The sequence below is a fragment of the Nocardioides luti genome (assembly GCF_014212315.1).
In the GTDB taxonomy this organism is placed as follows: Bacteria; Actinomycetota; Actinomycetes; order Propionibacteriales; family Nocardioidaceae; genus Nocardioides; species Nocardioides luti.
Genome location: NZ_JACKXE010000001.1, coordinates 3687469 through 3714015, shown reverse-complemented (window position 1 = coordinate 3714015; position 26547 = coordinate 3687469). Strand labels below are relative to the sequence as shown.

The 26547-nt window shown below is 72.8% G+C and carries 29 protein-coding genes; 12 read left to right on the top strand and 17 right to left on the bottom strand.

Annotated elements, in window-relative coordinates; genetic code table 11:
* Positions 1 to 97 precede the first annotated feature (97 nt).
* From H5V45_RS17640 to H5V45_RS17620, 5 genes are all read left to right on the top strand, one after another.
* Positions 98 to 1354, top strand: a complete 1257-nt coding sequence (locus H5V45_RS17640) for an HNH endonuclease signature motif containing protein (protein ID WP_185254136.1) — start codon at positions 98 to 100, stop codon at positions 1352 to 1354.
* A 76-nt stretch (positions 1355 to 1430) separates the two neighbouring features.
* Positions 1431 to 2324: an inositol monophosphatase family protein gene (locus H5V45_RS17635; protein ID WP_425491452.1), complete on the top strand. Its 894-nt coding sequence runs from the start codon at positions 1431 to 1433 to the stop codon at positions 2322 to 2324.
* A 107-nt stretch (positions 2325 to 2431) separates the two neighbouring features.
* The gene (locus H5V45_RS17630) at positions 2432 to 2863 is read left to right on the top strand and encodes a CBS domain-containing protein (RefSeq protein WP_185254135.1); all 432 of its coding nucleotides are present in this window, start codon (positions 2432 to 2434) and stop codon (positions 2861 to 2863) included.
* A 111-nt stretch (positions 2864 to 2974) separates the two neighbouring features.
* Positions 2975 to 3640 (top strand): SDR family NAD(P)-dependent oxidoreductase, encoded by a 666-nt coding sequence (locus H5V45_RS17625; protein ID WP_185254134.1) that lies wholly within the window; start codon positions 2975 to 2977, stop codon positions 3638 to 3640.
* Between the two features lie 67 nt (positions 3641 to 3707).
* On the top strand, positions 3708 to 4076 hold the full coding sequence (locus H5V45_RS17620; RefSeq protein WP_185254133.1) for an FKBP-type peptidyl-prolyl cis-trans isomerase: 369 nt from the start codon (positions 3708 to 3710) through the stop codon (positions 4074 to 4076).
* Between the two features lie 118 nt (positions 4077 to 4194).
* Here H5V45_RS17620 and H5V45_RS17615 read toward each other — a convergent pair whose 3' ends face one another.
* Both H5V45_RS17615 and H5V45_RS17610 read right to left on the bottom strand, forming a co-directional pair.
* Positions 4195 to 4440 carry an RNA-binding S4 domain-containing protein gene (locus H5V45_RS17615; protein ID WP_185254132.1) on the bottom strand — a complete coding sequence of 82 codons (246 nt, stop codon included), beginning with the start codon at positions 4438 to 4440 and terminating at the stop codon, positions 4195 to 4197.
* Positions 4441 to 4623: 183 nt separating this feature from the next.
* Positions 4624 to 5886 carry a DUF445 domain-containing protein gene (locus H5V45_RS17610; protein WP_185254131.1) on the bottom strand — a complete coding sequence of 421 codons (1263 nt, stop codon included), beginning with the start codon at positions 5884 to 5886 and terminating at the stop codon, positions 4624 to 4626.
* Between the two features lie 63 nt (positions 5887 to 5949).
* Between H5V45_RS17610 and H5V45_RS17605 the strand changes: the two genes are divergently transcribed.
* Positions 5950 to 6348 (top strand): FAD synthase family protein, encoded by a 399-nt coding sequence (locus H5V45_RS17605; RefSeq protein WP_185254130.1) that lies wholly within the window; start codon positions 5950 to 5952, stop codon positions 6346 to 6348.
* Positions 6349 to 6519: 171 nt separating this feature from the next.
* Positions 6520 to 8067 (top strand): MXAN_6640 family putative metalloprotease, encoded by a 1548-nt coding sequence (locus H5V45_RS17600; RefSeq protein WP_185254129.1) that lies wholly within the window; start codon positions 6520 to 6522, stop codon positions 8065 to 8067.
* 121 nt (positions 8068 to 8188) lie between these two features.
* Here H5V45_RS17600 and H5V45_RS17595 read toward each other — a convergent pair whose 3' ends face one another.
* Complete coding sequence (locus tag H5V45_RS17595; RefSeq protein ID WP_185254128.1) at positions 8189 to 8560, bottom strand: DUF5709 domain-containing protein; 372 nt, start codon at positions 8558 to 8560, stop codon at positions 8189 to 8191.
* Between the two features lie 73 nt (positions 8561 to 8633).
* Here H5V45_RS17595 and H5V45_RS17590 point away from each other — a divergent pair, with 73 nt between their 5' ends.
* On the top strand, positions 8634 to 9470 hold the full coding sequence (locus tag H5V45_RS17590; RefSeq protein WP_185254127.1) for a ceramidase domain-containing protein: 837 nt from the start codon (positions 8634 to 8636) through the stop codon (positions 9468 to 9470).
* Here H5V45_RS17590 and H5V45_RS17585 read toward each other — a convergent pair.
* The 3 genes from H5V45_RS17585 to H5V45_RS17575 are packed head-to-tail and all read right to left on the bottom strand — an operon-like array spanning position 9419 to position 13331.
* Entirely contained in the window at positions 9419 to 10978 is a 1560-nt protein-coding gene (locus H5V45_RS17585; protein WP_185254126.1) for an LLM class flavin-dependent oxidoreductase, read from the bottom strand. The two genes, H5V45_RS17590 and H5V45_RS17585, sit on opposite strands and share 52 nt — an antisense overlap.
* 39 nt (positions 10979 to 11017) lie before the next feature.
* A complete protein-coding gene (locus H5V45_RS17580) occupies positions 11018 to 12049 on the bottom strand; it encodes a CNNM domain-containing protein (RefSeq protein WP_185254125.1) in 1032 nt (343 codons plus the stop codon).
* On the bottom strand, positions 12042 to 13331 hold the full coding sequence (locus H5V45_RS17575) for a hemolysin family protein (protein WP_185254124.1): 1290 nt from the start codon (positions 13329 to 13331) through the stop codon (positions 12042 to 12044). The genes H5V45_RS17580 and H5V45_RS17575 overlap by 8 nt, the downstream gene beginning before the upstream one ends.
* Before the next feature lie 74 nt (positions 13332 to 13405).
* Here H5V45_RS17575 and H5V45_RS17570 point away from each other — a divergent pair, with 74 nt between their 5' ends.
* A complete protein-coding gene (locus H5V45_RS17570) occupies positions 13406 to 13837 on the top strand; it encodes a VOC family protein (RefSeq protein WP_185254123.1) in 432 nt (143 codons plus the stop codon).
* 64 nt (positions 13838 to 13901) lie between these two features.
* On the opposite strand, the gene H5V45_RS17565 is transcribed toward H5V45_RS17570, so the two are convergent.
* The 3 genes from H5V45_RS17565 to H5V45_RS17555 form a co-directional block, all read right to left on the bottom strand.
* Positions 13902 to 14723 carry an alpha/beta fold hydrolase gene (locus H5V45_RS17565; protein ID WP_185254122.1) on the bottom strand — a complete coding sequence of 274 codons (822 nt, stop codon included), beginning with the start codon at positions 14721 to 14723 and terminating at the stop codon, positions 13902 to 13904.
* 166 nt (positions 14724 to 14889) lie between these two features.
* A complete protein-coding gene (locus H5V45_RS17560) occupies positions 14890 to 16071 on the bottom strand; it encodes an alcohol dehydrogenase catalytic domain-containing protein (RefSeq protein ID WP_185254121.1) in 1182 nt (393 codons plus the stop codon).
* A 73-nt stretch (positions 16072 to 16144) separates the two neighbouring features.
* Entirely contained in the window at positions 16145 to 16645 is a 501-nt protein-coding gene (locus tag H5V45_RS17555; RefSeq protein ID WP_185254120.1) for a hemerythrin domain-containing protein, read from the bottom strand.
* 114 nt (positions 16646 to 16759) lie between these two features.
* Here H5V45_RS17555 and H5V45_RS17550 point away from each other — a divergent pair, with 114 nt between their 5' ends.
* Entirely contained in the window at positions 16760 to 18397 is a 1638-nt protein-coding gene (locus tag H5V45_RS17550) for an ATP-binding cassette domain-containing protein (protein ID WP_185254119.1), read from the top strand.
* Positions 18398 to 18418: 21 nt separating this feature from the next.
* Here H5V45_RS17550 and H5V45_RS17545 read toward each other — a convergent pair whose 3' ends face one another.
* From H5V45_RS17545 to H5V45_RS17520, 6 genes are all read right to left on the bottom strand, one after another.
* Entirely contained in the window at positions 18419 to 18877 is a 459-nt protein-coding gene (locus H5V45_RS17545; RefSeq protein ID WP_185254118.1) for a Rieske (2Fe-2S) protein, read from the bottom strand.
* A gap of 67 nt (positions 18878 to 18944) precedes the next feature.
* On the bottom strand, positions 18945 to 19649 hold the full coding sequence (locus H5V45_RS17540; protein WP_185254117.1) for a zf-HC2 domain-containing protein: 705 nt from the start codon (positions 19647 to 19649) through the stop codon (positions 18945 to 18947).
* On the bottom strand, positions 19646 to 20158 hold the full coding sequence (locus H5V45_RS17535; protein WP_343061611.1) for a sigma-70 family RNA polymerase sigma factor: 513 nt from the start codon (positions 20156 to 20158) through the stop codon (positions 19646 to 19648). The genes H5V45_RS17540 and H5V45_RS17535 overlap by 4 nt, the downstream gene beginning before the upstream one ends.
* Positions 20159 to 20195: 37 nt before the next feature.
* Complete coding sequence (locus H5V45_RS17530; RefSeq protein ID WP_185254116.1) at positions 20196 to 20681, bottom strand: CHRD domain-containing protein; 486 nt, start codon at positions 20679 to 20681, stop codon at positions 20196 to 20198.
* Positions 20682 to 20735: 54 nt separating this feature from the next.
* Positions 20736 to 21848, bottom strand: a complete 1113-nt coding sequence (locus H5V45_RS17525) for a DNA glycosylase AlkZ-like family protein (RefSeq protein ID WP_185254115.1) — start codon at positions 21846 to 21848, stop codon at positions 20736 to 20738.
* Between the two features lie 29 nt (positions 21849 to 21877).
* Positions 21878 to 22807 (bottom strand): AEC family transporter, encoded by a 930-nt coding sequence (locus tag H5V45_RS17520; RefSeq protein WP_343061610.1) that lies wholly within the window; start codon positions 22805 to 22807, stop codon positions 21878 to 21880.
* Positions 22808 to 22862: 55 nt separating this feature from the next.
* On the opposite strand from H5V45_RS17520, the gene H5V45_RS17515 reads away from it, so the two are divergent.
* Positions 22863 to 23972, top strand: coding sequence for an SDR family oxidoreductase (locus H5V45_RS17515; protein ID WP_185254114.1), 1110 nt, complete (start codon positions 22863 to 22865; stop codon positions 23970 to 23972).
* A gap of 79 nt (positions 23973 to 24051) precedes the next feature.
* On the top strand, positions 24052 to 24867 hold the full coding sequence (locus H5V45_RS22040) for a COG4705 family protein (protein WP_221634045.1): 816 nt from the start codon (positions 24052 to 24054) through the stop codon (positions 24865 to 24867).
* Between the two features lie 15 nt (positions 24868 to 24882).
* Here H5V45_RS22040 and H5V45_RS17505 read toward each other — a convergent pair whose 3' ends face one another.
* Both H5V45_RS17505 and H5V45_RS17500 read right to left on the bottom strand, forming a co-directional pair.
* The gene (locus H5V45_RS17505) at positions 24883 to 25419 is read right to left on the bottom strand and encodes a ribonuclease H family protein (protein WP_185254113.1); all 537 of its coding nucleotides are present in this window, start codon (positions 25417 to 25419) and stop codon (positions 24883 to 24885) included.
* A gap of 50 nt (positions 25420 to 25469) precedes the next feature.
* The gene (locus H5V45_RS17500; protein ID WP_185254112.1) at positions 25470 to 26465 is read right to left on the bottom strand and encodes a cytochrome c oxidase assembly protein; all 996 of its coding nucleotides are present in this window, start codon (positions 26463 to 26465) and stop codon (positions 25470 to 25472) included.
* Positions 26466 to 26547 lie beyond the last annotated feature (82 nt).

Sequence of the window (26547 nt, the reverse complement as noted above, 5' to 3'; positions counted from 1 at the left end):
CACCGTTCGAACATTTGTCCTGATATTTTACTTTCAGAGTGTGGATCAGGCTCATTCTGGCCCTTGGATTGTCGGTGGTCCCTGATTGACTTTCCCCATGACCAGCTCCCAGACCACGGCTCCCCAGCACGCGATCTCGCGTGCCGTCGCCGCCATGGACGAGCAGGTCGACACCGTCCTCGACGCACCCGTGTGGTCGATGTCGGACGACGATGCCGCCGCCACGCTGATCCAGCTCACCCGGCTCGCCTCGCGCATCAGCGAGCTCGAAGCCAGGGTCGCCGTTCATGCCTCCGCGGTCGACGTCGGCTCGTCCGTCGGGGCGACCTCTACCCAGGCGTGGTGGGCGACCCAGACGCTCCAGACGCATCGGAGCACCGCGGCGAAGCTGCACCTGGCGGAGGCCCTCGGCCGCTGGCACGTCGTCTGTCAGGCCTTGTCCTCCGGGGCGATCCTGACAGAGCAGGCCCAGGTCATCGTCCGCGCACTCGACGACCTCCCGAATGATGTCGACCCCGAGACCCGGGTCCTGGCGGAGAAGCACCTGGTCGACCTCGCCGCCGATCACGACGCGATCGACCTGCGCCGCCTCGGCCGGGGCCTCCTGGACGTGATCGATCCCGCCGCCGGCGAGGCCGAAGAACAGCGACGTCTCGACGAGGAGGAGCGCAAGGCACGCCAGCGGATGCGCCTCACCATGAACGAAGACGGGCACGGCGCCTGCCACGGCAGATTCACCATCCCGGCCGCCCAAGGAGCGATGCTCAAGAAGATCCTCCAAGGCATCGCCGCCCCCAAGCACCAGACCGCCGTCCACGGCGCCGGCGCCACCATCGAGCGCAAGCCCAACCCCGAACGGCTGGGCGCCGCGCTCTGCGAGCTCATCGAGCGCTACCCCACCGACCGCCTCCCCAACGCCGGCGGCGTCAACGCGACGGTGGTGATCACGATGCCGCTCGAGACGCTCCTCGGTGCCGAGAAGGCCGCCACCTTGGACACCGGCGACAAGATCACCGCGAGCCAGGCCCGACGGCTCGCCTGCGAGGCGGGGATCGTCCCGGCCGTGCTCGGCGGGAAGTCCGAGGTCCTCGACCTCGGCCGCACCCGCCGCTTCTTCTCGAAAGCCCAGCTCCTGGCCCTCGGCATCCAGCAAGGCGGTTGCACCGCCGACGGGTGCGACTGGCCACCCAGCATGTGCCACGCCCACCACGACCACCCCTGGGCACACGGCGGCAACACCGACCTCAAAGACGGCAGACTCCTCTGCCCGAAGCACCACGCCCGAGCCCACGACCCCACCTACGACATGGCCAAGCTCCCCGGCGGGAAGGTCGCCTTCACCCGGCGGACGTAGGTCGACCCCGGCCGCGAGATGGCTCGCGTGTCGTCGCCCGAAGCCGCTCGGGCGCGGGTGCGAATAGTGTGAGCGTGTGGCAACCACCCTGAACGGCTCGATCGACTACACCGACGACCTGCGGCTCGCGCACGTCCTGGCCGACGACGCCGACTCGATCACGACCGACCGCTTCAAGGCGATCGACCTGCACGTGATGAGCAAGCCCGACCTGACGCCGGTCACGGACGCCGACCAGGCGGTCGAGGACGGCATCCGGCGGACGCTGTCGCGGGTGCGGTCGCGCGACGCCGTGACCGGCGAGGAGCAAGGGTCGAGCGGGCACAGCCAGCGACGCTGGATCGTGGACCCGATCGACGGCACCAAGAACTTCGTCCGCGGGGTGCCGGTGTGGGCCACGCTGATCTCGCTGGTCGTCGACGAGGAGGTCGTGCTCGGCGTCGTGTCCGCGCCGCAGCTGCAGCGCCGCTGGTGGGCGTCGGTCGGCAACGGCGCGTGGACCGGCCGCTCGCTGCTCAAGGCGACCCGCTGCCAGGTGTCCGACGTACGCCGCCTGGAGGACGCGTCCTTCAGCTACGCCTCCCTGCACGGCTGGGACGAGCGCGGTCGGCTCGACGACTTCCTCTCGCTGGCGCGCCGCTGCTGGCGGACCCGGGCGTACGGCGACTTCTGGTCCTACATGCTGCTCGCCGAGGGCGCGATCGACCTGGCCGCGGAGCCCGAGCTCGAGGTCTACGACATGGCCGCGCTCGACGTCATCGTCCGCGAGGCCGGCGGCCGCTTCACCTCGCTCGACGGGACCGACGGACCCTTCGGCGGCAACGCGCTCGCCTCGAACGGGCACCTGCACGAGGCGGCGCTGTCGTTCCTCGGCTCGCTGCCCGACGACGAGGACGACCCCGACTCGCGCCCGTCCGGGCCGGGCTCGGTGCACGACCTCAGCGCGCGGCGCGGCCGCACCGAGGACTGACGCACGCCTCGGGCGCGGCAGCGTCTCAACCGGTGGCGCGGAAGCCTGTACGTCCCCGGTGACCCACGAGTAGTTTCGTGAGGACCCGCTCTACGAAAGGTCCTGCGATGCGCATCGGCGACGTGCTCCATGCCAAGTCCAGCCACGACGTCATCACGATCGAGCCCGGCGCCACGGTCCGGGACCTGATCGCGCTGCTCGCCCAGCACAACGTCGGCGCCCTGATCGTCAGCACCGACGGTGCGACCCTCGCCGGCATCGTCAGCGAGCGCGACGTCGTACGCCGCCTCCACGACGACGCCGGCGTGCTCGACGCGACCGTCGAGTCGATCATGACCGCCGTCGTCGAGACCTGCGACGAGACCAGCCTGGTCGACGACCTGATGAAGACGATGACCGAGCGCCGGATCCGCCACGTCCCCGTCGTCGTGGACGGCCGGATCTCCGGGATCATCAGCATCGGCGACGTCGTCAAGCACCGCATCGACCAGCTGGAGTTCGAGCGCGACCAGCTCGACAGCTACGTCCACCAGACCTGAGCCCCGGAGTCTCCCCCACGTCGCCACACCCCTCGGCGTCCCGGCTCCCCCGGACGGGTGAGAACCGGCCCGGGACGGAATGATCGCGCGCCGCGGGTCCTTGGACCCGGTATGACATCGATTGCGATCATCGGAGCAGGAGCAGGTCTCGGCGCAGCCGTCGCGCGGAAGTTCGGCGCGGAGGGGTACGCCGTCGGCCTCATCTCACGCAACCAGGCGCGCGTCGACGCGCTGGCCGACGACCTCGGCAAGGAGGGCGTGCAGGCCAAGGGCTTCACCGCCGACGTGCGCGACCCGAAGTCGGTCGCCGCGGCGCTCGAGCAGGTGACCGAGACCCTCGGCCCGATCGAGGTCCTGCAGTACAGCCCGCTGCCGCAGAAAGACTTCATGCGGCCCGTCCTCGAGACCACGCCGGACGACCTGGTCGGCCCGGTCGAGTTCTCGATCTACGGCCCCGTCGCGGCCGTCCACCAGGTGCTGCCCGGCATGCGCTTCCTCGGCGAGAACCGCGGCACGATCCTCTTCGTCAACGGTGGCTCGGCGGTCAAGCCCGGGCGCAACGTGACCGGCACGTCGGTCGCCTTCGCCGGGCAGGCGGCCTACGCCGAGCTGCTCCACGAGGTGCTCGGTGAGGAGGGCATCCAGGTCTCGCAGCTGATCATCGGCGGCGCGATCATCGAGGGCGACGACGAGAAGGACCCGGCCGTGCTGGCCGGCCACCTGTGGGACCTGCACACCAAGCGGGACCGGTTCCGCCACCAGGTGAGCGCCGACTGAGCGTTCGTTAGTCTCGACCGACCGCACGGGATCCGCAGGACCCGGCACCCCCACCGAGAGGACCCCCATGGACAAGCCCGAGATCGACTTCTTCGACCCCGAGCCGCCGACCGACCTGGTCGTCACCGACGTGACCGAGGGCGACGGCCCCGAGGCCGCCGCCGGCAACACCGTCTCGGTGCACTACGTCGGGGTCGCGCACTCGACCGGTGAGGAGTTCGACGCGTCGTACAACCGCGGCGAGCCGCTGCAGTTCCGCCTCGGCATCGGCCAGGTCATCTCCGGCTGGGACCAGGGCGTCCAGGGCATGAAGGTCGGCGGCCGCCGCCAGCTCGTCATCCCCCCGCACCTGGGCTACGGCGACCGTGGCGCCGGTGGCGTCATCAAGCCCGGCGAGACGCTGATCTTCGTCGTCGACCTGCTCGCGGTGTCCTGAGTCCCACGGGCACCTGCTTCATCACGGGATGTCGGTGAAGCGCTGCTTCCCACGGTGGATTCGCCGTGGGAAGCAGCGCTTCGCCTGCATCCCGTGATGAAGCGACCGGGGGTCGCGATCACCAGGGCAGGTCGTCCCCGGCCGACTCGTCCGAGACCTTGGCCGACTGCGGGCCGAGCGTGACGACGTCCCCGAGCACCAGCTGGCGGCCGCGCCGCGTCTCGGGCTCGCCGTTGACCAGGACCGTGCCGCTCGCGACGACCTCCTTGGCCTCGGAGCCCGACTCGATCAGGTTCGCGAGCTTGAGGAACTGACCCAGCCGGATCGACTGGTCACGGATGGGCACGTCCACGGGTTCGGTCACCGGGCCAGTCTCGCAGGCGTGCCGGTGGGGTGGTTTCGAGACGCTCGCTGCGCGAGCTCCTCAACCACCGGGCTCCGCTCGCTGCGCGAGCTCCTCAACCACCGGGTGTCGCGGTCGGGTGGTTTCGAGACGCTCGCTGCGCGAGCTCCTCAACCACCGGGCTCCGCTTGCTGCGCGAGCTCCTCAACCACCGACCAGCACGCTCACCGTGTGGATCAGGACGCCCACGAGCCCGCCGACGATGGTGCCGTTGATCCGGATGAACTGCAGGTCGCGGCCGACGTGCAGCTCGATGCGGCGGGCGGCCTCCTTGCCGTCCCAGCGCTCGATGGTGTGCGTGATGACGGCGGTGACCTCGTCGCCGTACCGGCCGACGGCGAAGACCGCGACGTCCGCGGCGATGCCGTCGAGGCGGGCCCGCAGGGCCTCCTCGGCGAGCAGCCGGTCCGCGAAGCGGCAGACCTCGGTGAGCAGCCGCCGGCGTACGGCGCCGTCCGGGTCGGTGAGCGAGGTCTGGAGGGTCCGGCGCAGGGCGTTCCACAGCGAGATCGCGGACTCGAGGACCTGCGGGTGGTCCAGCATCCGCTCCTTGAGCCGCTCGGTGCGCTCCTGGGTCTCCGGGTCCTCGAGGAGGTCGCGGGCCAGCTGCGCCAGCATCGAGTCGAGGGCCTGGCGGGCGTGGTGGTGCGGGTCGTCGCGGATGTCGCCGACCCAGCGGACCAGCTCGACGTTGATCCGGGACGTGACCGCGTCGTTGAGCCGCGGGGGCGTCCACCACGGCGCCCGCTCCCCCAGGATCTGGGCGACCGTGTCCGGGTTCTCCTGCAGCCACTCGTGCAGCTCGGTGAGGGCCAGGTCGACCAGGCCGTGGTGCAGGTCGTCGTGCACCATCTCGCCGAGCAGCCCCCCGAGCAGCGGGGAGATCGGCTCCTCGCGGAAGCGCGGCACGAGCGCCTCGCTGACCAGGTCCACCACGTGCTCGTCGCGGACCTTGCCGAGGCCGATCGCCGCGACCTCCGAGGCCTCGTCGACGACCCGGCGGGCGTTGACCGGGTCGGAGAGCCAGCGCCCGACCCGCGCCGAGATCGTCGCCACCGCCATCCGCTCGCGGATGATGTCCTCCTGGAGGAAGTTCTCCCCCACGAACTCCTGCAGCCCGCGCCCGAGCTCGTCCTTGCGCCGCGGGATCAGCGCCGTGTGCGGGATCGGCAGGCCCAGCGGGTGCTTGAACAGCGCGGTCACCGCGAACCAGTCCGCGATCGCGCCGACCATCGAGGCCTCGGCACCCGCGTTCACGAAGCCGAGGAAGCCGTCCCGGCCCAGCGTGAGCAGGTAGACGACGGCGGCGAGGCCGAGCAGCGAGACGGCCAGGGTGCGCATCCGGCGCAGCCCCTGACGGCGTACCTCGTCGGCGGCAGGGTCGGAGGTGATCATCGCGGTGGCCATCGCGTCCGATTCTCCCCTACCGGGGTTCGGGACCCGCGCCGCGCCCGTGCCAGAATGCCGGGCATGTCGCGCACCGTGATCACCTTCGGCACCTTCGACGTCTTCCACGTCGGACACCTCCGGGTGATCGAGCGGGCCGCCGCGCTCGGCGACCGCTTGGTCGTCGGGGTCTCGGCCGACGCGCTCAACCTCCGCAAGAAGGGCCGCGAGCCGGTCTTCAGCCAGGCCGAGCGGCTGGCCATCGTCGCCGCGCTCAAGCCGGTCGACGAGGTCTTCGTCGAGGAGAGCCTCGAGCTCAAGCGCGACTACATCCAGCAGTACGCCGCCGACGTGCTCGTCATGGGCGACGACTGGAAGGGCCGCTTCGACGAGTTCGAGGACGTCTGCGAGGTCGTCTACCTCGCCCGGACGCCGGCCATCTCGACCACCGCCCTGATCGAGAAGATCTCCGCCACCTCCTGACGGCAGCAGGTCCCCGACCGCCCGCACGCGTGGGGCCGGTGGGAAAGGGGTGTCCCCCCGGCGGTTTAGGGTGACGAGCGTCCGGGGCAGGCTCGGGACATCTCCGCGGCCCAGCTCGGGCGCCGCGACGGCCCCCTCGCGGGCCACCCACAGACACACAAGGGGACACACATGCGTCGTACGATCGCCACCGCGCTGGTGGCACTGAGCACGGCCCTCGCCGTGCTCCCGGCCGACATCTCGTCGGCCGAGGGCTCCAAGCCGACGCCGGGCGTCGCCGCCGGCGACAGCGTCGCGGCCCGCCAGGCCGACCGGTCGCTCGCGCGGGCCCAGCAGATCCTCGCGGGCGGACGCGGCGGCCAGGCCCGCCCCGACGCCACGCTCGCGCTGGTCGACCTCTACCAGGCGCTGCCGAACCTCGACGCCGACGAGCGCCGCCAGGCCGAGGGCGTCCTCGGCCGCCCGACCCAGGGCGCCAGCGACCCGTACGGCGACGGCTACACCGTGCCGGCGACCAAGAAGTGCAAGAAGCACTTCTGCCTGCACTACGTCACCAGCACCACCGACGCCCCGCCCAGCATGGAGTGGGTCAACACCTCGCTGCGGACCATGAACAAGGTCTGGAAGCACGAGGTCGGCAAGCTGAACTACCGCAAGCCGCTGACCGACGCCGGCAAGGGCGGCAGCCGCAAGTTCGACGTCTACCTCAAGGACGTCGGCGCGAAGAACCTCTACGGCTACTGCGCCCCCGAGGCCAAGCCGAAGTACCGCAAGTACACCGCCTCCGGCTTCTGCGTCCTCGACAACGACTTCAACCCGGCGCAGTTCGGCGGCCAGGCCGCCAAGGCCAGCCTCCGCGTCACCGCGGCCCACGAGTTCTTCCACGCGATCCAGTTCGGCTACGACTACGCCGACGACCGCTGGTTCCTCGAGGCCACCGCCACCTGGATGGAGGAGCGCTTCGCGGACAAGATCAACGACAACCGCCAGTACCTCCCCTACGGCCAGATGGCCGTCCCGACGTCGTCGCTGGACCGCTTCCGGAGCCCGTGCTGCAACCAGTACGCCAACTGGACGTTCTTCGAGTACCTCTCCAGCCGCTACGGCAACGGCGTCGTGCGCGCCGCCTGGCAGAAGGCCGCGGCCTACAAGGGCGCGCCGGACAAGTACTCCATCAAGGCCATCGCCGCGGTGCTCGGCAAGCGTGGCGGCCTGCCGCGCGTCTTCGCCCGGTACGCCGCCTACAACGTGCACCCGGGTCGCCACTACGCCGAGGGCGGGGCCTGGCCGAGCGCCGAGGTCGCGCAGTCGTTCAAGCTCCAGAAGAGCCTGCGTCGCGGCGCCTCCACCGTGAAGATCGACCACCTGGCGTCGCGCAACTTCGTCGCCAAGCCCGGCAAGACGCTGCACAGCAAGAAGTGGAAGCTGCGGATCAAGGTCGCCGGCCCGTCGCGCAAGACCTCCCCGCAGGTCTTCGTCCTGGTCACGCGCAAGCACGGCTCCGCGATCATGAAGACGGTCAAGCTCAGCCGCGCCGGCAACGGCAAGGTCAAGGTGCCCTTCAGCCACCGCAAGGTGCGGGGCGTGACGGTCACGATCGCCAACGTGTCCACGCGCTACAAGTGCTTCCCGGACAACCCCAAGCCCTTCGCCTGCAGCGGCAAGCCGAAGGACCAGCACAAGACGTTCGCGCTGCACGTGAAGGCCGTCAAGGGCTGACCCGCACCGCGCTCGTACGACGACGGCGCCCGACCGACTCCTCGCGGAGACGGTCGGGCGCCGTCGTGCTGGGCGCTCCGGGTGATCGGCGGGTGAGTCCTTGCCGGTCACTCCTCGCCGGTCACTCCTCGATCGTGTGCATCGCGGCTTCCTCGGCGCTCGCACCGGCGCCGTCGATGCCCTCGTCCGCGGCGAAGCGGTCGTCGTCCGCCCCGTCCGCGAGCAGGCGGCCGGTGCGCTCGGTGCCGACCTCGCCGGTCACGTCGCCGTCGACCACCTCGGCGTCCGCCTCGGCCTCGGCCTGCTCCCAGACCTCCGGCTCCTCCTGGGCGACCCGCTCGTCGATGGTCTCGCCCTCGAGCTGCTCGCGGTCGGTGACGCCCTTCGCGAACACGCCGCGCGGGCGCTCGGGCGGTGAGATGCCCTCGTCGAGCACGTCAGCGACCCCGCGGTCGTCGAGGGTGTCTTCGGGCTGCAGCTGGTCTTCGCTCATGCCTCGAACCTAGCCCGCCACCCCAGCCCCTCCGGCTCACCCCCACGGACCCCGGCTCCTCTACGGTGGGCGGGTGCCGCACCGCTCCCTCCGACCGCTGGCGGTCACCGCGGCGGTGGCGCTCGGCTCCGTCGCCCTGCTGGCCCTGGCGATCGGCGGGGGCTGGCTCGGGCCGGACGTCGGGCGCGGGGCCACCTTCTGCGAGGCGGCGCGCGACGGCCTGGTGCGCCAGCCCGCGAACACGCTCTCCAACGCCGGGTTCGTGCTCGCCGGACTCCTCGTCGCGTGGCGGGCCGGCGCCCCCGCCCGCCCCGGCTCGGTGCTGGCCTCCCGGCCCGGTGTCGCCACGGCGTACGCCTGCGGCGTGGTGCTGCTCGGCCCCGGCAGCGCCGCGATGCACGCGACCCAGTCGTCGCTGGGCGGCCACCTCGACACGCTCAGCATGTACGTCGTCGCGTCGTTCGCCGCGGCCTACGCCCTGACCCGCTGGTGCGGGCGGGACCGCGTCTTCCTGGCCCAGGTCTTCTCGCTGGGCGTCGCCGGCTGCGAGCTGGTCGGGTCGGTCCCGGGACGGGTCCCCGTGGTGATGTTCGCCGGGAACGTCGCCTTCGGCGCACTGCTGCTGGCGGCGGTCGTGCTGGAGGTGCTGCTGTGGCGGCGGGGCCGGACCCGGATCGACCTGCGGTGGGGCACCGGGGCGCTCGCCGCCATGGTGGTCGCCCTCGTCATCTGGACGCTGTCGCAGCACGGCTGGTGCGACCCGCACTCGTGGCTCCAGGGGCACGCCGTCTGGCACCTGCTCGGCGCGCTGGCGGCGTACCTCCTCCTCCGGCTGTGGGACAGCGAGCGGGAGCCCGCTCAGGCGAAGCCGAACCTCGCGAGCGGCTCGAGCAGCATCCGCTCCTCGTAGGCCAGGTGCGAGGCCATCGTGTCGGCCAGCAGGTCGACCGCGGCCCGCAATTGCGGGAGGCCGCCCGGCCCCGACACGACCGCGACCAGCGCCCGGTCGACCTGGTCGAGCACGTCCGCGATGACGTGGTGCTCCGCCTCGAGCCGGTCGATGACCGGGACCAGCGCGGCGTCGCGGGCGCGCAGGTGCGGGAACATCGAGGTGTCCTCGATCGTGTGGTGCGTGGTCACCACGCGGCAGTAGGACTCGCAGTACGCGCCGAGGGTCCAGTTGTTCTGCCGCATGGTCATCGTGTTGATCAGCGAGCGCGCCCGGCCCGCGTCCAGGCTGCCGGCCTCGACCTGGCCGATGACGTCGAAGAGCTGGGCCAGCTCGCCGCGGAGGTGGTCGTGCACGTCGACGAGGTGCTGGGCGGTGGCCTCCTCGTGGGCGGTGTAGACGCGGTCCGGGTCGGCAGGGACGTACGTCGGGCGCGTGGTCTCGTCCCAGGGCTGCTCGGTCGAGCGGCGGGTGCCGTCGTCGACGGTCGGGCGGACGCCGAGCCCGCTCGGGACGCCGGTGGACGCCGTGGCGGTCGGGGGCGCGGCGGGTGCGAGGACCGCCGCCGCGTCGGCCGGGGCCGCCCCGCGCCGGGCGGCGTCGACGTGCTCCCGCACCGCGGGGGCGACCTCGTCACCGAAGCGGCGGATCGCTGCGGGGTCGTCGGTCGCGAGCAGGAAGGTGCTCATCCCGTGCTCGAGCACCAGCCCGGCCAGCTGCTCGGCCCAGTCGGTCGCCGAGCCGACGAGCCCCGGCTCGCCGCCGCCCGGGGACGCATTCACGTTGTAGAGCCGCCGGACCGCGACCGGGTCGCGGCCGGCCGCGAGCGCCGCGTCGTCGATGCGTGCGTTCCGCTCGGAGAGGGTGGCCGGCGGCACGTAGGACATGCTCGGCAGCCAGCCGTCGGCGACCCGCCCGGTCAGCGCGAGCATCCGCGGCCCGATCGCGCCCAGCCAGATCTCGACGTCGTGGGCGGGTGCCGGGCCGGGGTGCGCCCCCACCACGCGGTAGTGCGCACCTTCGTGGCGCAGCGAGCGCTGCCCGGTGTCCCAGGTCGCCCGGACCACGTCGACGGCCTCGGCGAGCGCGGCGAGCGCCTCGCCGGGCGTACGCCGTGGGCCGCCGGCGGCGACGATCGCGTCCCAGAACGCGCCGGCGCCGAGACCGAGCTCGACCCGGCCGCGGCTGAGCAGGTCGAGGCTGGCGACCGTGCGGGCGAGGACGTACGGCGGGCGCAGCGGCAGGTTGGCGACGTTGGGCGCGACCCGCAGCGTGGTGGTCCGGCCGAGCATCGCGCCGAGCAGGCTGAAGACGTCGAGGAACCGCGCCTGGTACGGGTGGTCCTGCACCGTGGCGAGCTCGAGGCCGGCGACCTCGGTCAGCGCGGCGAGCTCGACCACCCGCTCCGGCTGGGCGGCGTCGGGCGTGAGGAACGTCCCGAACTGCAGGTCGTGTCCGTAGTCGGTCATGCCCCGACGCTAGCGCGGCCGGGGCGTGCGGGACGGCGCTCAGGCCACGTCGTCGACCTCGCCGACGAGCACCTCGAGCACGTCCTCGAGGAACAGCACGCCCTGCGGCACGCCGGCCGCGTCGACCCCGATCGCGAGGTGCGACCCGTGGCGCCGCAGGCGGGCGAGCCCCTCCTCGAGCCCGGCGTCGAGGGCGACCGCCACGAGCCGGCGCACCCGCTTGGCCGGGACCGGGTCCGCGAAGTCGTCGGCGCCCAGGTCCATGACGTCCTTCATGTGGAGGTAGCCCACGGGGGCGCCGTCCGCGTCCGCGACGACGTAGCGCGAGTGCCCGTGCGCCACCACCGCGGCCTGCACGTCGGCCGGTGTGGCGCCCGGACCCAGCAGCACGACGTCGGCCAGCGGCACCGCGACCTCGGCGACGGTGAGGTCGGTGAACTCGAAGGCACCGGCCAGCGTGCCGGCCGCGTCGTCCAGGGTGCCCTCGCGACGCGACTGGGCCACGATCCCCTCGACCTCCTCGAGCGTGAAGGTGCTCGTCGCCTCGTCCTTCGGCTCCACGCCCGCGGCCCGCAGGGCCACGTTGGCCAGCCAGTTGAGGGCGGCGATGAGCGGGCGGAACACCCGGGATACGGCGACCAGCGGGGGCGCCAGGACCAGTGCGGCGCGGTCCGGGACCGAGAAGGAGAGGTTCTTCGGCACCATCTCGCCGAGCACCACGTGCAGGAAGGTCACCAGCAGCAGCGCCACGACGAACGCCGTCACGCTGGTCGCCTCGGCGGAGAGCCCGGTGAGGCCCAGCGGGTGCTCCAGCAGGTGGTGGATGGCCGGCTCGGAGACGGTGAGGATCAGCAGCGAGCAGATCGTGATGCCGAGCTGGGAGGTCGCGAGCATCAGCGTCGCGTGCTCCATCGCCCAGAGCGTGGTGCGGGCCGCGCGGCTGCCGTCGGCGGCGAGCGGCTCGACCTGGCTGCGGCGCGCGGAGATCACGGCGAACTCCGCGCCGACGAAGAACGCGTTGCCGGCCAGCAGCACGACGAGCCAGAGCAGGCCGGGCAGGTAGTCACCCACGGGAGGCCTCCAGCCGGACGATCCGGGCGCCGTCGACCCGCTCGACCCGCAGCGTGCCCGCGTCGGTCACGACCTCGTCGCCGACCTCGGGCAGCCGGCCGAGGACGTGGACGACGTACCCCGCGACGGTGTCCCAGTCGTCCGACGCGGGCACCACGACCCCGGTGCGGTCGAGCAGCTCGTCGGGTCGCCAGGACGCGTCGAAGGACACCGAGCCGCCGCGACGGGTGACGGCGGGAGCGGCCCGGTCGTGCTCGTCCTCGAGCTCCCCCACGATCTCCTCGACCAGGTCCTCGAGGGTGACGACGCCGGCGGTCCCGCCGTGCTCGTCGGTGACGACCGCGAGCTGCGGTCCTCGCGCCCGGAGCACGGTCAGCAGGCCGTCGGCGCCGAGGGTCTCGGGGACCCGGAGGGCGGGCACCATGAGGTCGGCCGCCGTGGTGGTGTGCCGGTCCGCGAGCGGCACCGCGAAGGCCCGCTTCACGTGGACGAGGCCGACGATGTCGTCGGGGCCCGCGTCCAGGACCGGGAGCCGGGAGAAGCCCGTGCGCGACGACAGCGCGACGATCTCGGCCGCCGTGTCGTCGAGAGCCACGGCGGCCATCCGGACCCGCGGCGTCATCAGGTCGGCGGCGTCCCGGGTCGAGAAGCGCAGGGTCCGGTCGAGCAGGGTCGCGTCGTCCTGCTCGAGCATGCCGGCGGACGCGGAGTGCCGGATCAGGTAGGTCAGCTCGTCGGCGCTGCGGGCACCGCTCAGCTCCTCCTGCGGCTCGACGCCGAACGAGCGCAGGATCGCGTTCGCGGTGTTGTTGAGCAGCAGCACCACGGGGCGGAAGAGCGCGGTGAAGGCAGCCTGGAAGGGCACGACCACCTTCGCGGTCGCGAGCGGGACCGCGAGCGCGAAGTTCTTCGGCACCAGCTCGCCGATGACCATCGAGAAGAGCGTGGCGAGCACCACCCCGACGACACCACCGACCACCGGGACGACCCCCTCCGGCACGCCGGCCCCCGTCAGCGGCGACTCCAGCAGCGAGCTGACCGCCGGCTCGAAGGTGTAGCCGGTGAGCAGGGTGGTGAGCGTGATCCCGAGCTGGGCGCTGGACAGGTGCGTCGAGGTGATGCGCAGCGCCCGGATCGTGGGACCGAGGCCCTTCTCGCCGCGCTCGGCGCGGCTCTCCAGGTCGTGGCGGTCGAGGTTGACCAGGGCGAACTCGGAGGCGACGAACAGGCCGGTGCCCACGGTCAGCACGAGGCCGATCGCCACCATCACCCACTCGTTCATCAGGCCGCCAGCGTAGCGAGCGGGTGAAAGGGGACGGCCGGTGTCGGCAACCGGGCATCGGGTACGCAGGACGCATGAGCATCGTGAACAGCACCGGCTACGCCCATGTCCGCCTCACCGTCACCGACATCGCCCGGTCCCGGGCCTTCTACGACCAGGTCTTCGGCTGGCCCGCCGCCATCGACGCCTCCGACAAGACCGACGAGCCCGGCGTCAAGGAGTCGCCGGAGCAGTTCTACGGCGGCGTGATCTACCAGACCCCGCAGGGCACCCTCTTCGGCCTGCGCCCGGTCGGCTCGCAGACCTTCGACTCGGCGACCACGGGGCTCGACCACGTGAGCTTCGCCGTCGACTCGCGCGACGAGCTCGTCCGGGCCGAGGCCGGGCTCGCCGAGGCCGGCATCGCCCACGGCGAGATCATCGACCTGCCGGACGCCGGGCTGGCGATCCTGTCCTTCCAGGACCCCGACGACATCAACATCGAGCTCACCGCTCCCCTGGGCTGACCCCTCCGACGTACGACGAGGGCCCCACCGCGATCGCGGTGGGGCCCTCGTGACGTGCGGGTGGCTACTTCTCCAGGAAGGCCAGCAGCGCGCGGTTGAACTCGTCGGCGTGGCTGACGTTGAGCCCGTGCGGCCCGCCCTCGACGACGACCAGCTCGCTGCCCTCGATCGCCTCGTGGGTGCGCTTGCCGGAGCCCTCGAACGGCACGGTGCCGTCGCTGTCGCCGTGGATCACCAGCGTGGGGACGGTGATCTTCGGCAGGTCCTCACGGAAGTCGGTCGTGCCGAAGGCCTCCATGCAGCCGAGCGCCGCCTCCTGGTCCGACTGCTGCGCCAGCGTGATGGCGTCCTGGCGCTGCTCCTCGGTGACCTTGAGGTCGTCGCCCGCGGAGAAGAAGGCGGTCGTGAACTCGTCGAAGAACGCGTCGCGGTCCTGCTCGAGCCCGGCCCTCATCTCGCCGGCGGCCTCCACGGTGAGCGGGCCGTCCGGGTTGTCGTCGGACTGGAGGAGGTACGGCGGCACCGCGGCCGCGAAGACCACGCTGTGCAGCCGGTCCTCGCCGTGCCGCGAGACGTAGCGGGCGATCTCGCCGCCGCCCATCGAGAACCCGACGAGCGTGACGTCGCTCAGGTCGAGGTCGGTGAGGATGTTGTCGAGGTCGTCCGCGAGGGCGTCGTACCCGTAGCCGTCGCCGGGGTCGGACTGGCCGAAGCCGCGGCGGTCGTAGGTCACGACGCGGTAGCCCGCGTCCTTGAGGGCGGGGACCTGCTCGGACCAGGACGCGCCGGACAGCGGCCAGCCGTGGATCAGCACGACCGGCCGGCCGTCGCCCTGGCTGTCCACGACGTGCAGGTTGTGGCCGTTCTTCTGGTTCTCGTCGCTCATGGTTCTCCCTGGATCGAGGTCAGGTGGTCTCCCTCAGGCGTACCCGACGAGGATCGTCCGTTCACGTGGGGAGGGGCATCCGTCCCGGTTTTCACCCGTCCGGGTGGGCGCAACGACCACGGCCCCGCCGTCCCGGGCGGGACGACGGGGCCGGGCTGAGCGCCGATCAGGGCTTGAAGACGACCTTGATCGTCCCGTCCTGCTTCTTCTGGAAGCTCTCGTACGCCGCCGGCGCGTCGCTCAGCGGCACCTGGTGCGTCGCGAAGTCCTCCGTGCCGAGCGGGTCGGCGTCGTCGGTGAGCAGCGGCATGATGTCGTCGACCCAGCGCTTGACGTTGGCCTGGCCCATCCGGAGCTGCAGCTGCTTGTCGAACATCGTGAGCATCGGCATCGGGTCGCTCTGGCCGCCGTAGACACCGATCAGCGAGACCGTGCCACCGCGTCGCACCGCGTCGATGGCGGTGTAGATCGCGTTCATCCGGTCGAGGCCGGCCTTGTCCATGATCGCCGCGGAGAGCCGCTTCGGCAGCACGTTGAAGAGCTTCTGGCCCAGCTCGGCGACCGGGGAGCCGTGCGCCTCCATGCCGACCGCGTCGATGACGGCGTCCGCGCCGCGCCCCTGCGTGAGGGAGCGCACCTCCTCGCCCACGTCGTCGACCGCCGAGAGGTCGATGACCTCGGCGCCGCGACCCTTCACCCGGGCGAGTCGCTCGGGCACCAGGTCGACGCCGATCACGCGCAGCCCCTGGTGCAGGGCGATCCGGCAGGCCATGTCGCCGATCGGGCCGAGGCCGAGCACCAGCAGGGTGCCGCCCTGCGGGGTGTCGGCGTACGCCACGGACTGCCAGGCCGTCGGGAGCACGTCGGAGAGGAACAGGAAGCGCTCGTCCGGCGGGCCCACGGGGACCTTGATCGGCATGAACTGCGCCTGCGGCACCCGCAGCAGCTCCGCCTGCGCACCCGGCACCTCGCCGTACAGCTTGCTGAAGCCGAAGAGGGCCGCGCCCGTGCCCTGCTCCCGGACCTGCGTGGTCTCGCACTGGGTGTGCAGGCCCTGCCGGCACATCCAGCAGTGCCCGCAGCAGATCTGGAAGGGAACGACGACGCGGTCGCCGACCGCGAGGTCACCGGTGTCGGCACCGACCTCCTCGACGATGCCCATCGGCTCGTGGCCGAGCACGTCGCCCTGCCCCATGAACGGGCCGAGGGTCTCGTAGAGGTGCAGGTCCGAGCCGCAGAGCCCGCTGGACGTGATCCGGATGATCGCGTCCGTGGACTCCTGGATCGTGGGGTCCGGGACCTCCTCGACGCGGACGTCGCGCTTGCCGTGCCAGGTGACTGCCTTCATCGTGCGCTCCTGCCTGCCGGCGGGGCCGGCGTGGCTTGCTGGTGCGGGGGCGGGGTGGGGGTGCGAGGGCCGGTCAGGAGATGACCGCGTCGATCGTCTTCTTGAGGGCGCTGGGCTGCGACGGGCTCCGCGGGGCGGTCTTGCGGGCCTCGACCATGGCGGCGCCGAGCTCCTGGAGTGCCTTGCGGCCGAGGCCCTCGCGGACCTTCGGGAACCACTCCTGCTCCTCCTCGTCCATGTGGTGCCGGACGTTCTCGATGAGCACGGTGGTCTTGGCGACGAAGCGCTCGGCACCGGGCTTCAGGGCGGCCAGCTCGACGACCAGGACGTCGGCGACGTGGTGCTCCTCGTAGGACTCGAGGACGTCGTCCTCCAGGTCGGGGAGCAGCTCGCGGACGCGGGGGTACATCACCTCGTTCTCGATGAACGTGTGGACCGTCAGCAGCTCGATGATCCGGTCGACGGCGGCACCCTGGGCGGCGTGCGCGTTCTCGCCGGCCTTCTCGAAGTCGGTGAAGGCCTTGCGGATCAGCTTGTGCTCGTCCTTGAGCAGGACGATGGCGTCGGTGGACATGGGTCTCCTCGATCGGGGGTCGGGGCGCGAGGGCGCTCCGCGTCGTCCGTACCCGCGCCACGACCGGCGCGACCCCGCCCCCCGGGGTGAGGCGCCCGGCCCTACGATCGGCGGGTGAGTGCCACCCTCGTCGCGAAGAACCTGTCCGGGGGCCACGCCCACCGCACCCTCTTCGAGGCGCTCGACCTGACCGTCGCTCCCGGCGACGTCGTCGGCGTCGTGGGGGCCAACGGGGCCGGCAAGTCGACGCTGCTGCGGATCCTCGCCGGTGCGACCGAGCCGCTCGACGGCACCGTCTCGGCCGCGCCGTCCGACGCCTTCGTCGGCTGGCTCCCGCAGGAGCACGAGCGGGTGCCCGGCGAGACCGTGGCGGGCTACCTGGCCCGACGCACCGGCACCGCCGCGGCGACGGAGGCGATGGAGGCGACCGCCGAGGCGCTGGGCTCCGACTCCCCCACGGCCGCCGACGAGTACGCCGTGGCGCTCGACCACTGGCTGGCCAGCGGTGCCTCGGACCTCGACGACCGGATCGGGCCGGTGCTCGCGGACCTCGGCCTCGACACCGGCACCGACGCCCTGATGACGTCGCTGTCCGGCGGCCAGGCGGCCCGGGCCGCGCTGGCGGCGCTGCTGCTCAGCCGCTTCGACGTGGTGCTGCTCGACGAGCCCACCAACGACCTCGACCTCGCCGGCCTCGAGCGGCTCGAGGCCTTCGTCCGCGGCCTGCGCGCCGGCGTCGTCCTGGTCTCGCACGACCGCGAGTTCCTCTCCCGGTGCGTGACCCGGATCGTCGAGCTGGACCTCGCCCAGCACCAGGTGGCGGTCTACGACGGTGGCTACGACGCGTTCCTCGAGGAGCGCGCGATCGCCCGTCGGCACGCCCGCGAGGCCTACGAGGAGTACGCCGCCACGAAGGCCGACCTGGTCGGCCGGGCGCGCACCCAGCGGGAGTGGAGCTCGCAGGGCGTGCGCAACGCGATGAAGAAGAGCCCGGACAACGACAAGATCCGCCGCAAGGCCAGCATGGAGTCGTCGGAGAAGCAGGCCCAGAAGGTCCGCCAGATGGAGTCGCGGATCGCCCGGCTCGACGAGGTCGAGGAGCCGCGCAAGGAGTGGGTGCTGCAGTTCAGCATCGGCTCCGCGCCGCGCTCGAGCTCGGTGGTGGCGACGCTCAACGAGGCGGCCGTCGCGCTCGGCGACTTCCGCTTCGGGCCGGCCAGCCTGCAGGTCAACGCGCGGGACCGCATCGGCATCACCGGCCCGAACGGCGCCGGCAAGACCACGCTGCTGCGGCTGCTGCTCGGCCGCCTGGCGCCCGACACCGGGTCGGCCGCGCTGGGTGCCTCGGTCGCCGTGGGCGAGATCGACCAGGCCCGCACCGGGCTCGCGGAGGACGCGCTGCTGGGGGACGCGGTCGAGGCCGCCGTACCCGACCTCAGCCCCGCGGACGTGCGCACCCTGCTCGCGAAGTTCGGCCTCAAGGCCGACCAGGTGGGCAGCCGCGTCGACCGCCTCTCCCCAGGCGAGCGGACCCGGGCCGGGCTCGCCCTGCTGCAGGCCCGCGGCGTCAACCTGCTCGTCCTCGACGAGCCGACCAACCACCTCGACCTGCCGGCGATCGAGCAGCTCGAGGAGGCGCTGGCGGGCTACGACGGCGCGCTCCTGCTCGTCTCGCACGACCGGCGGCTGCTCGAGTCCGTCGCGCTCGACCAGCGCTGGGACGTCGTCGACGGCCGGGTCACCGTGCGCTGACCAGCCGGCGCCGGCCGGGGCTCAGGCCTCGACGACCGCACCGTCCCGGACCGTGACCGGGATCGCGGCGAGTGGCGAAGGCGCCGGTCCGCCGGTGTTGTCGCCGGTCGCGAGGTCGTAGGTCGAGCCGTGGCAGGGGCACTTGATGACCGAGCCCTGCGGAGCGACCGTGCAGCCCTGGTGGGTGCAGATCGCCGAGAAGGCGACCACCTTGCCGGCGGTGGGCTGCGCGACGATCACGGGCTTGCCGTCGGGGCCGGTCGCGGAGACCGCGCCCCCGACCGGGATGTCGGCCAGCTGCGCGAGCGAGCCGTCCTTGGGGGTTGAGGTGGTCGGCGAGGCGTTCGGCGAGCCGCCCGGGTCCGCGGCCGTCGTGCCGTCACTGCTGCTGCAGCCGGCCACGACGGTCACCGCGAGCGCGGTGCCGGCCCCCGCGACCATGAGTCCGCGGCGTGAGAATCCCTGTGCGTCGTGCTCCATGGCGCCTGCCTCTCGTGGGGTGTGCCCGTGCATACGACGAGGGCCGACGCGCGGTTCACCGGCCGGGTCAGGTGGCCAGGCGCAGCACGGGCTCACCGGCGGCGGTGCGGACCTCCACGGCCGTGATGTCGGAGCGGCGGGCCGCGGTCGCGGCCTCGAGCGTCATCGTCCGCCCGGGCAGCGCCCGCCACGTCGCGACCTGCTCGGTGCGGCCGTCGCGCGTCGTCACGACCAGGGCGTACGCCGTGGGGCGGGCTGCCCCGCTGGCGTAGAGCAGCCGGGAGTAGGAGCACACGAGATCCAGCCGCGTCCCCCACGCCACGTCGGTGAACGACACGGTGGCGGTGACCGGGCCGGGCTCGACCTGGGCCATCGACCGGGCCGCGGTGGCGACCGGCGGCGCCGTGGGGCCCGGCTCGTCGCCGCCGCCCAGGACCCCTGCTGCAGCCAGCGATCCGAGGACCACCAGCACGGTGGCGGCCGCGGCCAGCCCGGCAGCCGCCCAGCGCCGACGGCGACCCGTGCGGCGTACCTCCCGGACGAGGGCGGGCAGGAGCGTCGCGGGGACGTCGGCGTCGGCGCCGCCCGCCGGGGTGTCGTCGAGGGCGGCCGGGTCGACGTGCCCGAGGAGTCCGGGCAGGCCCGCGAGCTCGCGCACGGCGCGGGAGCAGTCGGCGCACGTGGTGAGGTGCTGCTCGAACTCCTGGCGCTCGGCCGGGGCGAGCGCGCCGAGCACGTAGGCGCCGTCGAGGTGCTGGTGGGGACACGTCACCTGCCGACCCCCATCTCCTCGAGCGCGAGCCGCAGGGCCCGCAGCGCGTAGTGCGTCCGTGACTTCACGGTGCCCTCCGGGATCCCGAGCCGTCGTGCGGCCTCGGCCACCGAGCGGCCACCGTAGTAGCACTCGCGCAGGACCGCACGGTGCTCGGCGGACAGCTGGGAGAGGGCCTCCGCCACAGTCCACGACAGCAGCAGCTGGTCGGTGCGGTCGACCGGGTCGCCGGGCTCCGGGACCTCCGCGACCGCGAGCTCGTGCTGGTGGCGGCGGCTGCGCCAGTCGTCGATCACCAGGTTGCGCGCGACCGTGAAGAGCCAGGCCCGCACCGAGCCGTGCGACTCGTCCAGCACCTCGGCGTGGCGCCAGGCGCGCAGGAGCGTCTCCTGCGCGACGTCCTCGGCGCGGGCGCGGTCGTGCCCGGTCAGCCGGACGCAGTAGCCCCAGAGCGCAGCCGCGTGCTCGTCGTGCAGCTGCTGCATCAGCGTGACCTGGTCGCCGGTCACCGGCCCTCCTCCCGCCACGTCCCCCAGTGTCCTCCCGTCAGCGGTGCAGGGTGCCCTGGATCGCACCGGCGGGGTACGTCGCGTTGTGGACGTTCACGTAGTACCTCCGCGGGTGCGCCAGGATCCGGCCGATCGTGCGGTGGCCCACCCCGGTGGTGCACCGCGGCCCACCGGTGACGGCGTCGCTCAGGTCGACGACGACCTGGCCGTCCGAGCGGCGGTGGACGTGCGCGGAGTCGGGGGTCGCCACGTCCTGCCAGGTGATCGTCGCGCAGACCCGCCCGCGGGCCTGGTTCAGGGTCAGGTGCGCCTCGCCGGAGCCGTCCGGGTCGCCGCTGGGGCGCAGCACCGCCTCCAGCCGCTGGGCCGCCCGGTGGGTGGCCCCCGAGGGCCTGGCGTCGTCGCCGGCGTCGGCCGGCCCGGCCGGGGCGAGTGCCGTCAGCGCCAGCGCGGCCGCTCCCGTGGCGGCCGCGAGGGCGAGGGTGGTGCGGTGCCGGCGTACCGGCGCGGGTGTCGTGGTCATGTCCCACCTCCTGGGGAGGACACGTCGGCGGGGCGCGAACGGTTCAACCGGCGCTCAGGCCCGCTCGAGCTCCAGGCCGAGCCACCGGGCCAGGTCGTCGATCTCGCGGTCGACCGCCGCGGCCACGGTCGCGGTGAAGGGCACGTCCTGGTGGACGGCGTCGACGCGCAGGACGCCGCGGTCCCGCTCCGCCCGGGCGTCGAGCTTCCCGACCAGGCGGTCGGCGTACAGGATCGGGAGCGCGTAGTAGCCCCAGCGGCGCTGGGCGGCGGGCTTGTACATCTCGAGGACGTACTCGAACTCGAAGACCTCGGCCATCCGCCGGCGGTCGTGGAGCAGCCGGTCGAGCGGCGAGAGGAGGGCGGCCCGGCCCGCGAACGGCTGGCCCAGCTGCTCCGGGTCGACGCGCCACTCCCCCTTCACACCCTCGATGACGGCGGGCTCGCCGGCCGCACCGACGTCGCTGGGCTCCCCCGGCATCGACGGGCCCTTGGCTCGCGCGATGCCGAGCGCCGCGAGCCGGCGCTCGTTGAGCAGGCGGGCGGCCTCCTCCACCGGCACCGCCTCCTCGTCGGGGTAGACCCGCTCGGCGAGGTCGAAGAGCTTGTCCCGGCCCCGGCGGCCGGCGACCGCCACCTCGCCCCGCTGGACCAGGCTCTCCAGCATCATCGTGACGTTGCGGTGGTCGTTCCACCCGCTGGAGCGCCACGGGCGCACGCAGGTGTCGGGCAGCTCCTTCTGCGGCAGTGGTCCGTCGGCACGCAGCCGCTCGAGGATGTCGCGCCGGCAGCCGTTGTTGTCCAGCACCCAGCCGCGGCGCTGCTCCTGCCACTCCTCGAGGTCCACGCCGTCGCGGCGGCGCTGCATCTCGCCGCGGTGCAGACGCACGTCCTCGGCCGGGCGCACCATGCCGTCCAGCTCGACCAGCGAGAGCTCGTCGCAGGCGTCGCGCAGCTGCTGGGGGTCGTACGACGCGCCGAGCCTGCTCCACAGGACCAGGTCGGCGCTGGGGGCGACCGCGTTGGTCGGGTCGAGCTGCACCACGGGCAGCCGGCGCACGGTCTCGAGCAGGTCGCCCGGCCGCGGCCGGGCCAGCTGCTGCGCCCGCACCGCGATCCGGCGGGCGTCCCGACGGGACAGCCGATGGACGGGCTGGTCGACGGGCATGCCGGGAGCGTAGACGCCGCCGCCGACCCTCAGGCCAGCATCGCCGTGATCGCGATGACGGTCGGCACCGAGAGCAGCGTGGTCAGGAAGATGACGTCGCGCGAGAGCACCAGGCCCCGCTCGTAGCGCGACGCGTGCACGAAGACGTTCTGCGCCGTCGGCAGTGCCGAGAGCACCGCGACCGACAGCAGGGCGTGACCCTCGAGCCCCAGGGCGAACCGCGCCACGGCGTACGCCGTGAGGGGCTGGACCACGAGCTTGAGCACGGTGATCAGCGCGATCTCACCGACCGCCGCGCCCTGGCCGGGGCGGGGCCCGAGCCGGAGGAAGACGCCGTAGGCGATCAGCATCGCCGGCACCGCCATCCCGCCGACGAGCGCGAGCGGGTCGTGCACCGGCTGCGGCAGGTCGATGCCCGTCACGGACACCGCGAGCCCGAAGAGCGAGCCCACGATGAGCGGCGTCCGCAGCGGCCGCGACAGCACCGTCACGAGGGACAGCCGCCGCTCGGCGACGGCCGAGTCCATCACCATCAGCGCCAGCGGCTGCAGGACGAGCAGCTGCATGAGCAGCGTGGGCGCGACGTACGCCGCGTCGCCGAGGACGTAGGCCGCGATGGGCAGCCCGAGGTTGCCGGCGTTGACGTACGCCGCGCACAGCGCGCCGAGGACCGTGTCGGCCAGGTCCCGGTGCAGCACGAGCCGCGCGAGCAGGACGTAGAGGCCGGCCGTGACGACGACCGCCGAGGCGGTCGCGACCAGGTTGCGCGAGAACACCTCGGTGACGTCGGTGTCCTCGAGGACGGTGATGAGCAGCGCCGGGCTGGCGACGTAGAACGCCAGGCGGGACAGGGTCCGCTGGCCCGCGAGGTCGATGATGCCGACGTGGGCGAGCAGCATCCCGAGGGCGATGAGGACCCCGATCGTCGCGAACCCCTCCAGCACCCCCTGCACGGCCACGACGCTAGTCGAGCGGCCGCCGGCCCGGCTTGCCGGCCGCCCCTAGCCTCGACCCATGACCTCCCCCACCCCGTCCCCCGGTGCCAGCCCGTCCGGCACCGCCCTCGTCGTCGGCGCCACCGGGATCGCCGGGCGCGCCCTGAGCCGGCTGCTGGTGGACGAGGGCTGGCAGGTGCTCGGGCTCTCCCGGCGCGGCACCAGCGACGTCGACGGCGTCGTCCCCGTGCTCGCCGACCTCACCGACGCCGCCTCGCTGCACGAGGCCCTCGCCGCGCACCGTCCGACGCACGTCTTCGTCACCGCCTGGGCGCGGCAGGCCACCGAGGCCGAGAACATCCGCGTCAACGCCGGCATGGTCCGCGACGTCCTCGAGGCGGTCCGTCCGGCCGGCAGCGTGCGTCACGTGGCTCTGCTGACCGGGCTCAAGCACTACCTCGGCCCCTTCGAGGCCTACGGCCAGGGCGAGGTCCCGGACACGCCGTTCCACGAGGACGAGGCACGGCTCGACCACCCCAACTTCTATTACGCCCAAGAGGACGAGCTCTTCGCCGGCGCGCAGCGCGACGGCTTCACCTGGAGCGTCCACCGGGCGCACACGATCATCGGCTACGCGCTCGGCAACGCGATGAACATGGGCCAGACGCTCGCCGCACAGGCCGCGATCTGCCGCGAGCGCGGCGTGCCGATGGTCTTCCCCGGGTCGCGGACCCAGTGGGACGGCGTGACCGACATGACCGACGCCGGCCTGCTGGCCGAGCAGCTCCTGTGGGCGGCCACCACACCGGCGGCGGCCGACACGGCGTTCAACGTCGCCAACGGCGACGTCTTCCGCTGGCGCTGGCTGTGGCCCCGGCTGGCCGCGCGGCTCGGTGTCGAGGCCGAGGGGTACGACGCCGAGCCGCGGCCGCTCGCGGAGCAGATGGTGGACGCCGGGCCGGTGTGGGCGGCGCTCGCCGAGCGGGAGAGCCTGCGCGAGCGCGACCTGGACCGGGTCGCCTCCTGGTGGCACACCGACGGCGACCTCGGTCGCGAGATGGAGTGCCTGACCGACCTGGCTCGCAGCCGGGCCGCGGGCTTCACCGGCTACCGCTCGACGCTCGCCTGCTTCCTCGACCTCTTCGACCGCCTCGAGGCCGACGGGGTGGTGCCGGCACCGCCCGTGTGACCAGGCCCACGCGGCCGGGGGTCGCTGAGCGGCTCCGCGGTCAGGTTCGTGGCAGAGAGACGTTCCTACCGTCGCCCGGGTGACGACTTCCACGACGACCGACCTGCCTACGCAGCGCGGGGGCTCCCGCCTCACCCGCCAACCCCTCGCCGCGAAGGTCCCCGAGATCACCGCGCTCTTCTGGGTGATCAAGATCCTGACGACCGGGATGGGCGAGGCCGCCTCCGACGGCCTCGGCGAGACCAGCCTGGTGCTCGGCGGGATCGTCGGCGTGGGCGGCTTCGCGCTCGCCCTCGGGCTGCAGCTGCGCAGCGATCGCTACCACGCCCCGACGTACTGGTTCTGCGTCTCGATGGTCGCCGTCTTCGGCACGATCATGGCCGACATCCTGCACGTGGCGACCGGGTTGTCGTACTACGTGACCTCGGCGTTCTACGCGCTCGTCGTCGCGGGGCTCTTCACGTTCTGGCACCGCACCGAGGGCACCCTGTCGATCCACCACATCGACACCGTCCGGCGCGAGCGGCTCTACTGGGCCACGGTGATCGCGACCTTCGCGCTGGGCACGGCGGTCGGCGACCTGACCGGGCTCACGATGCACCTGGGCTTCCTGGCGTCGGGCTGGCTGTTCCTCGCGGCGATCCTGGTGCCGCTCGTCGCCTGGCGCCTGGGCGTGAACGCCACGCTGTGCTTCTGGGCGGCCTACGTGCTGACCCGGCCGCTGGGTGCGTCGTTCGCCGACTGGATCGGCAAGGACCACAGCATCGGCGGCGGCCTGGGCTTCGGCGACCTGAAGCTGGTCGGCATCCTCGTCGTGGTGATCGCGGCCCTGGTCACCTGGGCGCACCGGTCCGGCCACGACGTCCAGCGGCCGATCCCGGTCGACGCGCGCTGAGTCCAGCGCTGAGCCTCAGAGGCCGCTGAACAGGTCCGCGTCGTCGTACGCCGGCGGCTTGGGGGCCGGCTCGGGGTGGTGCGTCACGGCACCGGGGAAACCCGGGCCGCCGTCGGGGGCCGCGCCGCTCCTCCACGCCTGCGCGGCGCCGTTGGCGAGCCGGTCGGCCGCCTCGTTGAGCGGGTGGCCGGAGTGGCCCTTGACCCAGGCGAACTTCACGCGCCGCCCGTTCATCGCGGCGTCGAGCGCCTGCATGATCTCGATGTTGAGGACGGGCTTGCCGTCGCCCTTCTTCCAGCCCTTGCGCTTCCAGCCGGCCATCCACTTGGTGATCGAGTTGATGACGTAGGTGCTGTCGCAGTAGACGAGCAGGTCCTCGTCGAGGTGCGCGGTCTGCTGCAGCAGGTCCAGGACGGCGGTCAGCTCGGCCATGTTGTTGGTGCCGCGGGCCCAGCCGCCGACCGCCCAGCAGTCCTCGTCGACGTACCAGCCCCAGCCCGCCGGGCCGGGGTTGCCGAGCGCTGAACCGTCCGCTGCTGCCGTGATCGTCACGGCCCGCATCCTGCCACCCGTCGCCCGGGGCCGTGTCTCGGGGCGGGGTGTCAGGAGGGACGGTTGAGCCGGGCCAGCATCTGGTTGTAGGCGTCGAGCATCGCGTCGTCGTCGTCCACGTCGATGTCGTCGGCCAGCGGCGCCTGGCTGTCGTCGCCGCGGGCGACCTGGCCGGCGAGCGTCCGGCGCCGGATGCTCTCGAGCCGGGAGCCGAGCACGGACTGCTGGGCCTGGTCGGAGATCAGCGCGATGATCACGACGATGCCGAGCACCATCATCAGGCCGTCGCCGGCCGCCCACATCAGGCCGCCGCCGATGTTCAGGTCGTGCACGGGCGTGGGCGCCCAGGCCGGGTGCGCCCCCTCCATCACCGGGAAGAGGTCGGTGTCGGTCTGCAGCAGCACGATCCCGACCACGGTGTCGGGCGTCATCGCCAGCAGCACCAGCGCGACCCTGGCGAGGTTCGAGACCCGCCAGCGGATCGGCTCGTAGCCGATCAGGGTCAGCAGGAAGAGGTAGCCGGACCCGACGTAGAGCACCTGCTCGGCCCCCATCAGCCACGACGACTGCGCCATCGCGTCCATGAACCCGGTCAGGTGGGTGCCGACGATCGTGCCGGCGTAGACCGCCACGCCGACGGCCGGGTGCGTCACGAACGCCACCGGCGCCGAGCGCAGCACCCGGTCGACCCGGTCCGCGCGGCCACGGGTCTCCGCGGCCGCGCGCAGCACGGTGAGCGGGTGGCCGAGGACGAGCAGCGCCGGCACGACCATGATCAGCAGCAGGTGCTCGACCATGTGGTCCCAGAACAGCGCCATCGCGTAGACGTCGATCGCCGAGCTCACCGTCAGCACCAGGACCACCAGGCCGGCGACGAAGCACGCGACGCGCCCCGCGTTGACGCTGCGGACCCCGTGCCGGCGGCAGGTCACCAGCCCGGCGACGTACGCCGCCAGCGCGACGGCCGCGAAGGCCGTCCACGCCGGTTGTGCGTGCCAGGTGTGGAGCAGGGCGTGCCACGAGAACGGCGGCAGCGTCGAGGGCATGTCGTGCACCTCTCCATGATCACCCCCGGTCGGGGACAGGGCGCACCCGGTGGTCGCCGGGTGCGACCTGGCTCACGCGAGG

Excerpts from the sequence above, each read along its gene's own strand:
- H5V45_RS17640 (WP_185254136.1), top strand. The coding sequence starts at position 98 with ATGACCAGCTCCCAGACCACGGCTCCCCAGCACGCGATCTCGCGTGCC.
- H5V45_RS17630 (WP_185254135.1), top strand. The coding sequence starts at position 2,432 with ATGCGCATCGGCGACGTGCTCCATGCCAAGTCCAGCCACGACGTCATC.
- H5V45_RS17625 (WP_185254134.1), top strand. The coding sequence starts at position 2,975 with ATGACATCGATTGCGATCATCGGAGCAGGAGCAGGTCTCGGCGCAGCC.
- H5V45_RS17620 (WP_185254133.1), top strand. The coding sequence starts at position 3,708 with ATGGACAAGCCCGAGATCGACTTCTTCGACCCCGAGCCGCCGACCGAC.
- H5V45_RS17610 (WP_185254131.1), bottom strand. The coding sequence starts at position 5,886 with ATGGCCACCGCGATGATCACCTCCGACCCTGCCGCCGACGAGGTACGC.
- H5V45_RS17605 (WP_185254130.1), top strand. The coding sequence starts at position 5,950 with ATGTCGCGCACCGTGATCACCTTCGGCACCTTCGACGTCTTCCACGTC.
- H5V45_RS17600 (WP_185254129.1), top strand. The coding sequence starts at position 6,520 with ATGCGTCGTACGATCGCCACCGCGCTGGTGGCACTGAGCACGGCCCTC.
- H5V45_RS17595 (WP_185254128.1), bottom strand. The coding sequence starts at position 8,560 with ATGAGCGAAGACCAGCTGCAGCCCGAAGACACCCTCGACGACCGCGGG.
- H5V45_RS17585 (WP_185254126.1), bottom strand. The coding sequence starts at position 10,978 with ATGACCGACTACGGACACGACCTGCAGTTCGGGACGTTCCTCACGCCC.
- H5V45_RS17575 (WP_185254124.1), bottom strand. The coding sequence starts at position 13,331 with ATGAACGAGTGGGTGATGGTGGCGATCGGCCTCGTGCTGACCGTGGGC.
- H5V45_RS17570 (WP_185254123.1), top strand. The coding sequence starts at position 13,406 with ATGAGCATCGTGAACAGCACCGGCTACGCCCATGTCCGCCTCACCGTC.
- H5V45_RS17565 (WP_185254122.1), bottom strand. The coding sequence starts at position 14,723 with ATGAGCGACGAGAACCAGAAGAACGGCCACAACCTGCACGTCGTGGAC.
- H5V45_RS17560 (WP_185254121.1), bottom strand. The coding sequence starts at position 16,071 with ATGAAGGCAGTCACCTGGCACGGCAAGCGCGACGTCCGCGTCGAGGAG.
- H5V45_RS17555 (WP_185254120.1), bottom strand. The coding sequence starts at position 16,645 with ATGTCCACCGACGCCATCGTCCTGCTCAAGGACGAGCACAAGCTGATC.
- H5V45_RS17545 (WP_185254118.1), bottom strand. The coding sequence starts at position 18,877 with ATGGAGCACGACGCACAGGGATTCTCACGCCGCGGACTCATGGTCGCG.
- H5V45_RS17530 (WP_185254116.1), bottom strand. The coding sequence starts at position 20,681 with ATGACCACGACACCCGCGCCGGTACGCCGGCACCGCACCACCCTCGCC.
- H5V45_RS17525 (WP_185254115.1), bottom strand. The coding sequence starts at position 21,848 with ATGCCCGTCGACCAGCCCGTCCATCGGCTGTCCCGTCGGGACGCCCGC.
- H5V45_RS17515 (WP_185254114.1), top strand. The coding sequence starts at position 22,863 with ATGACCTCCCCCACCCCGTCCCCCGGTGCCAGCCCGTCCGGCACCGCC.
- H5V45_RS17500 (WP_185254112.1), bottom strand. The coding sequence starts at position 26,465 with ATGCCCTCGACGCTGCCGCCGTTCTCGTGGCACGCCCTGCTCCACACC.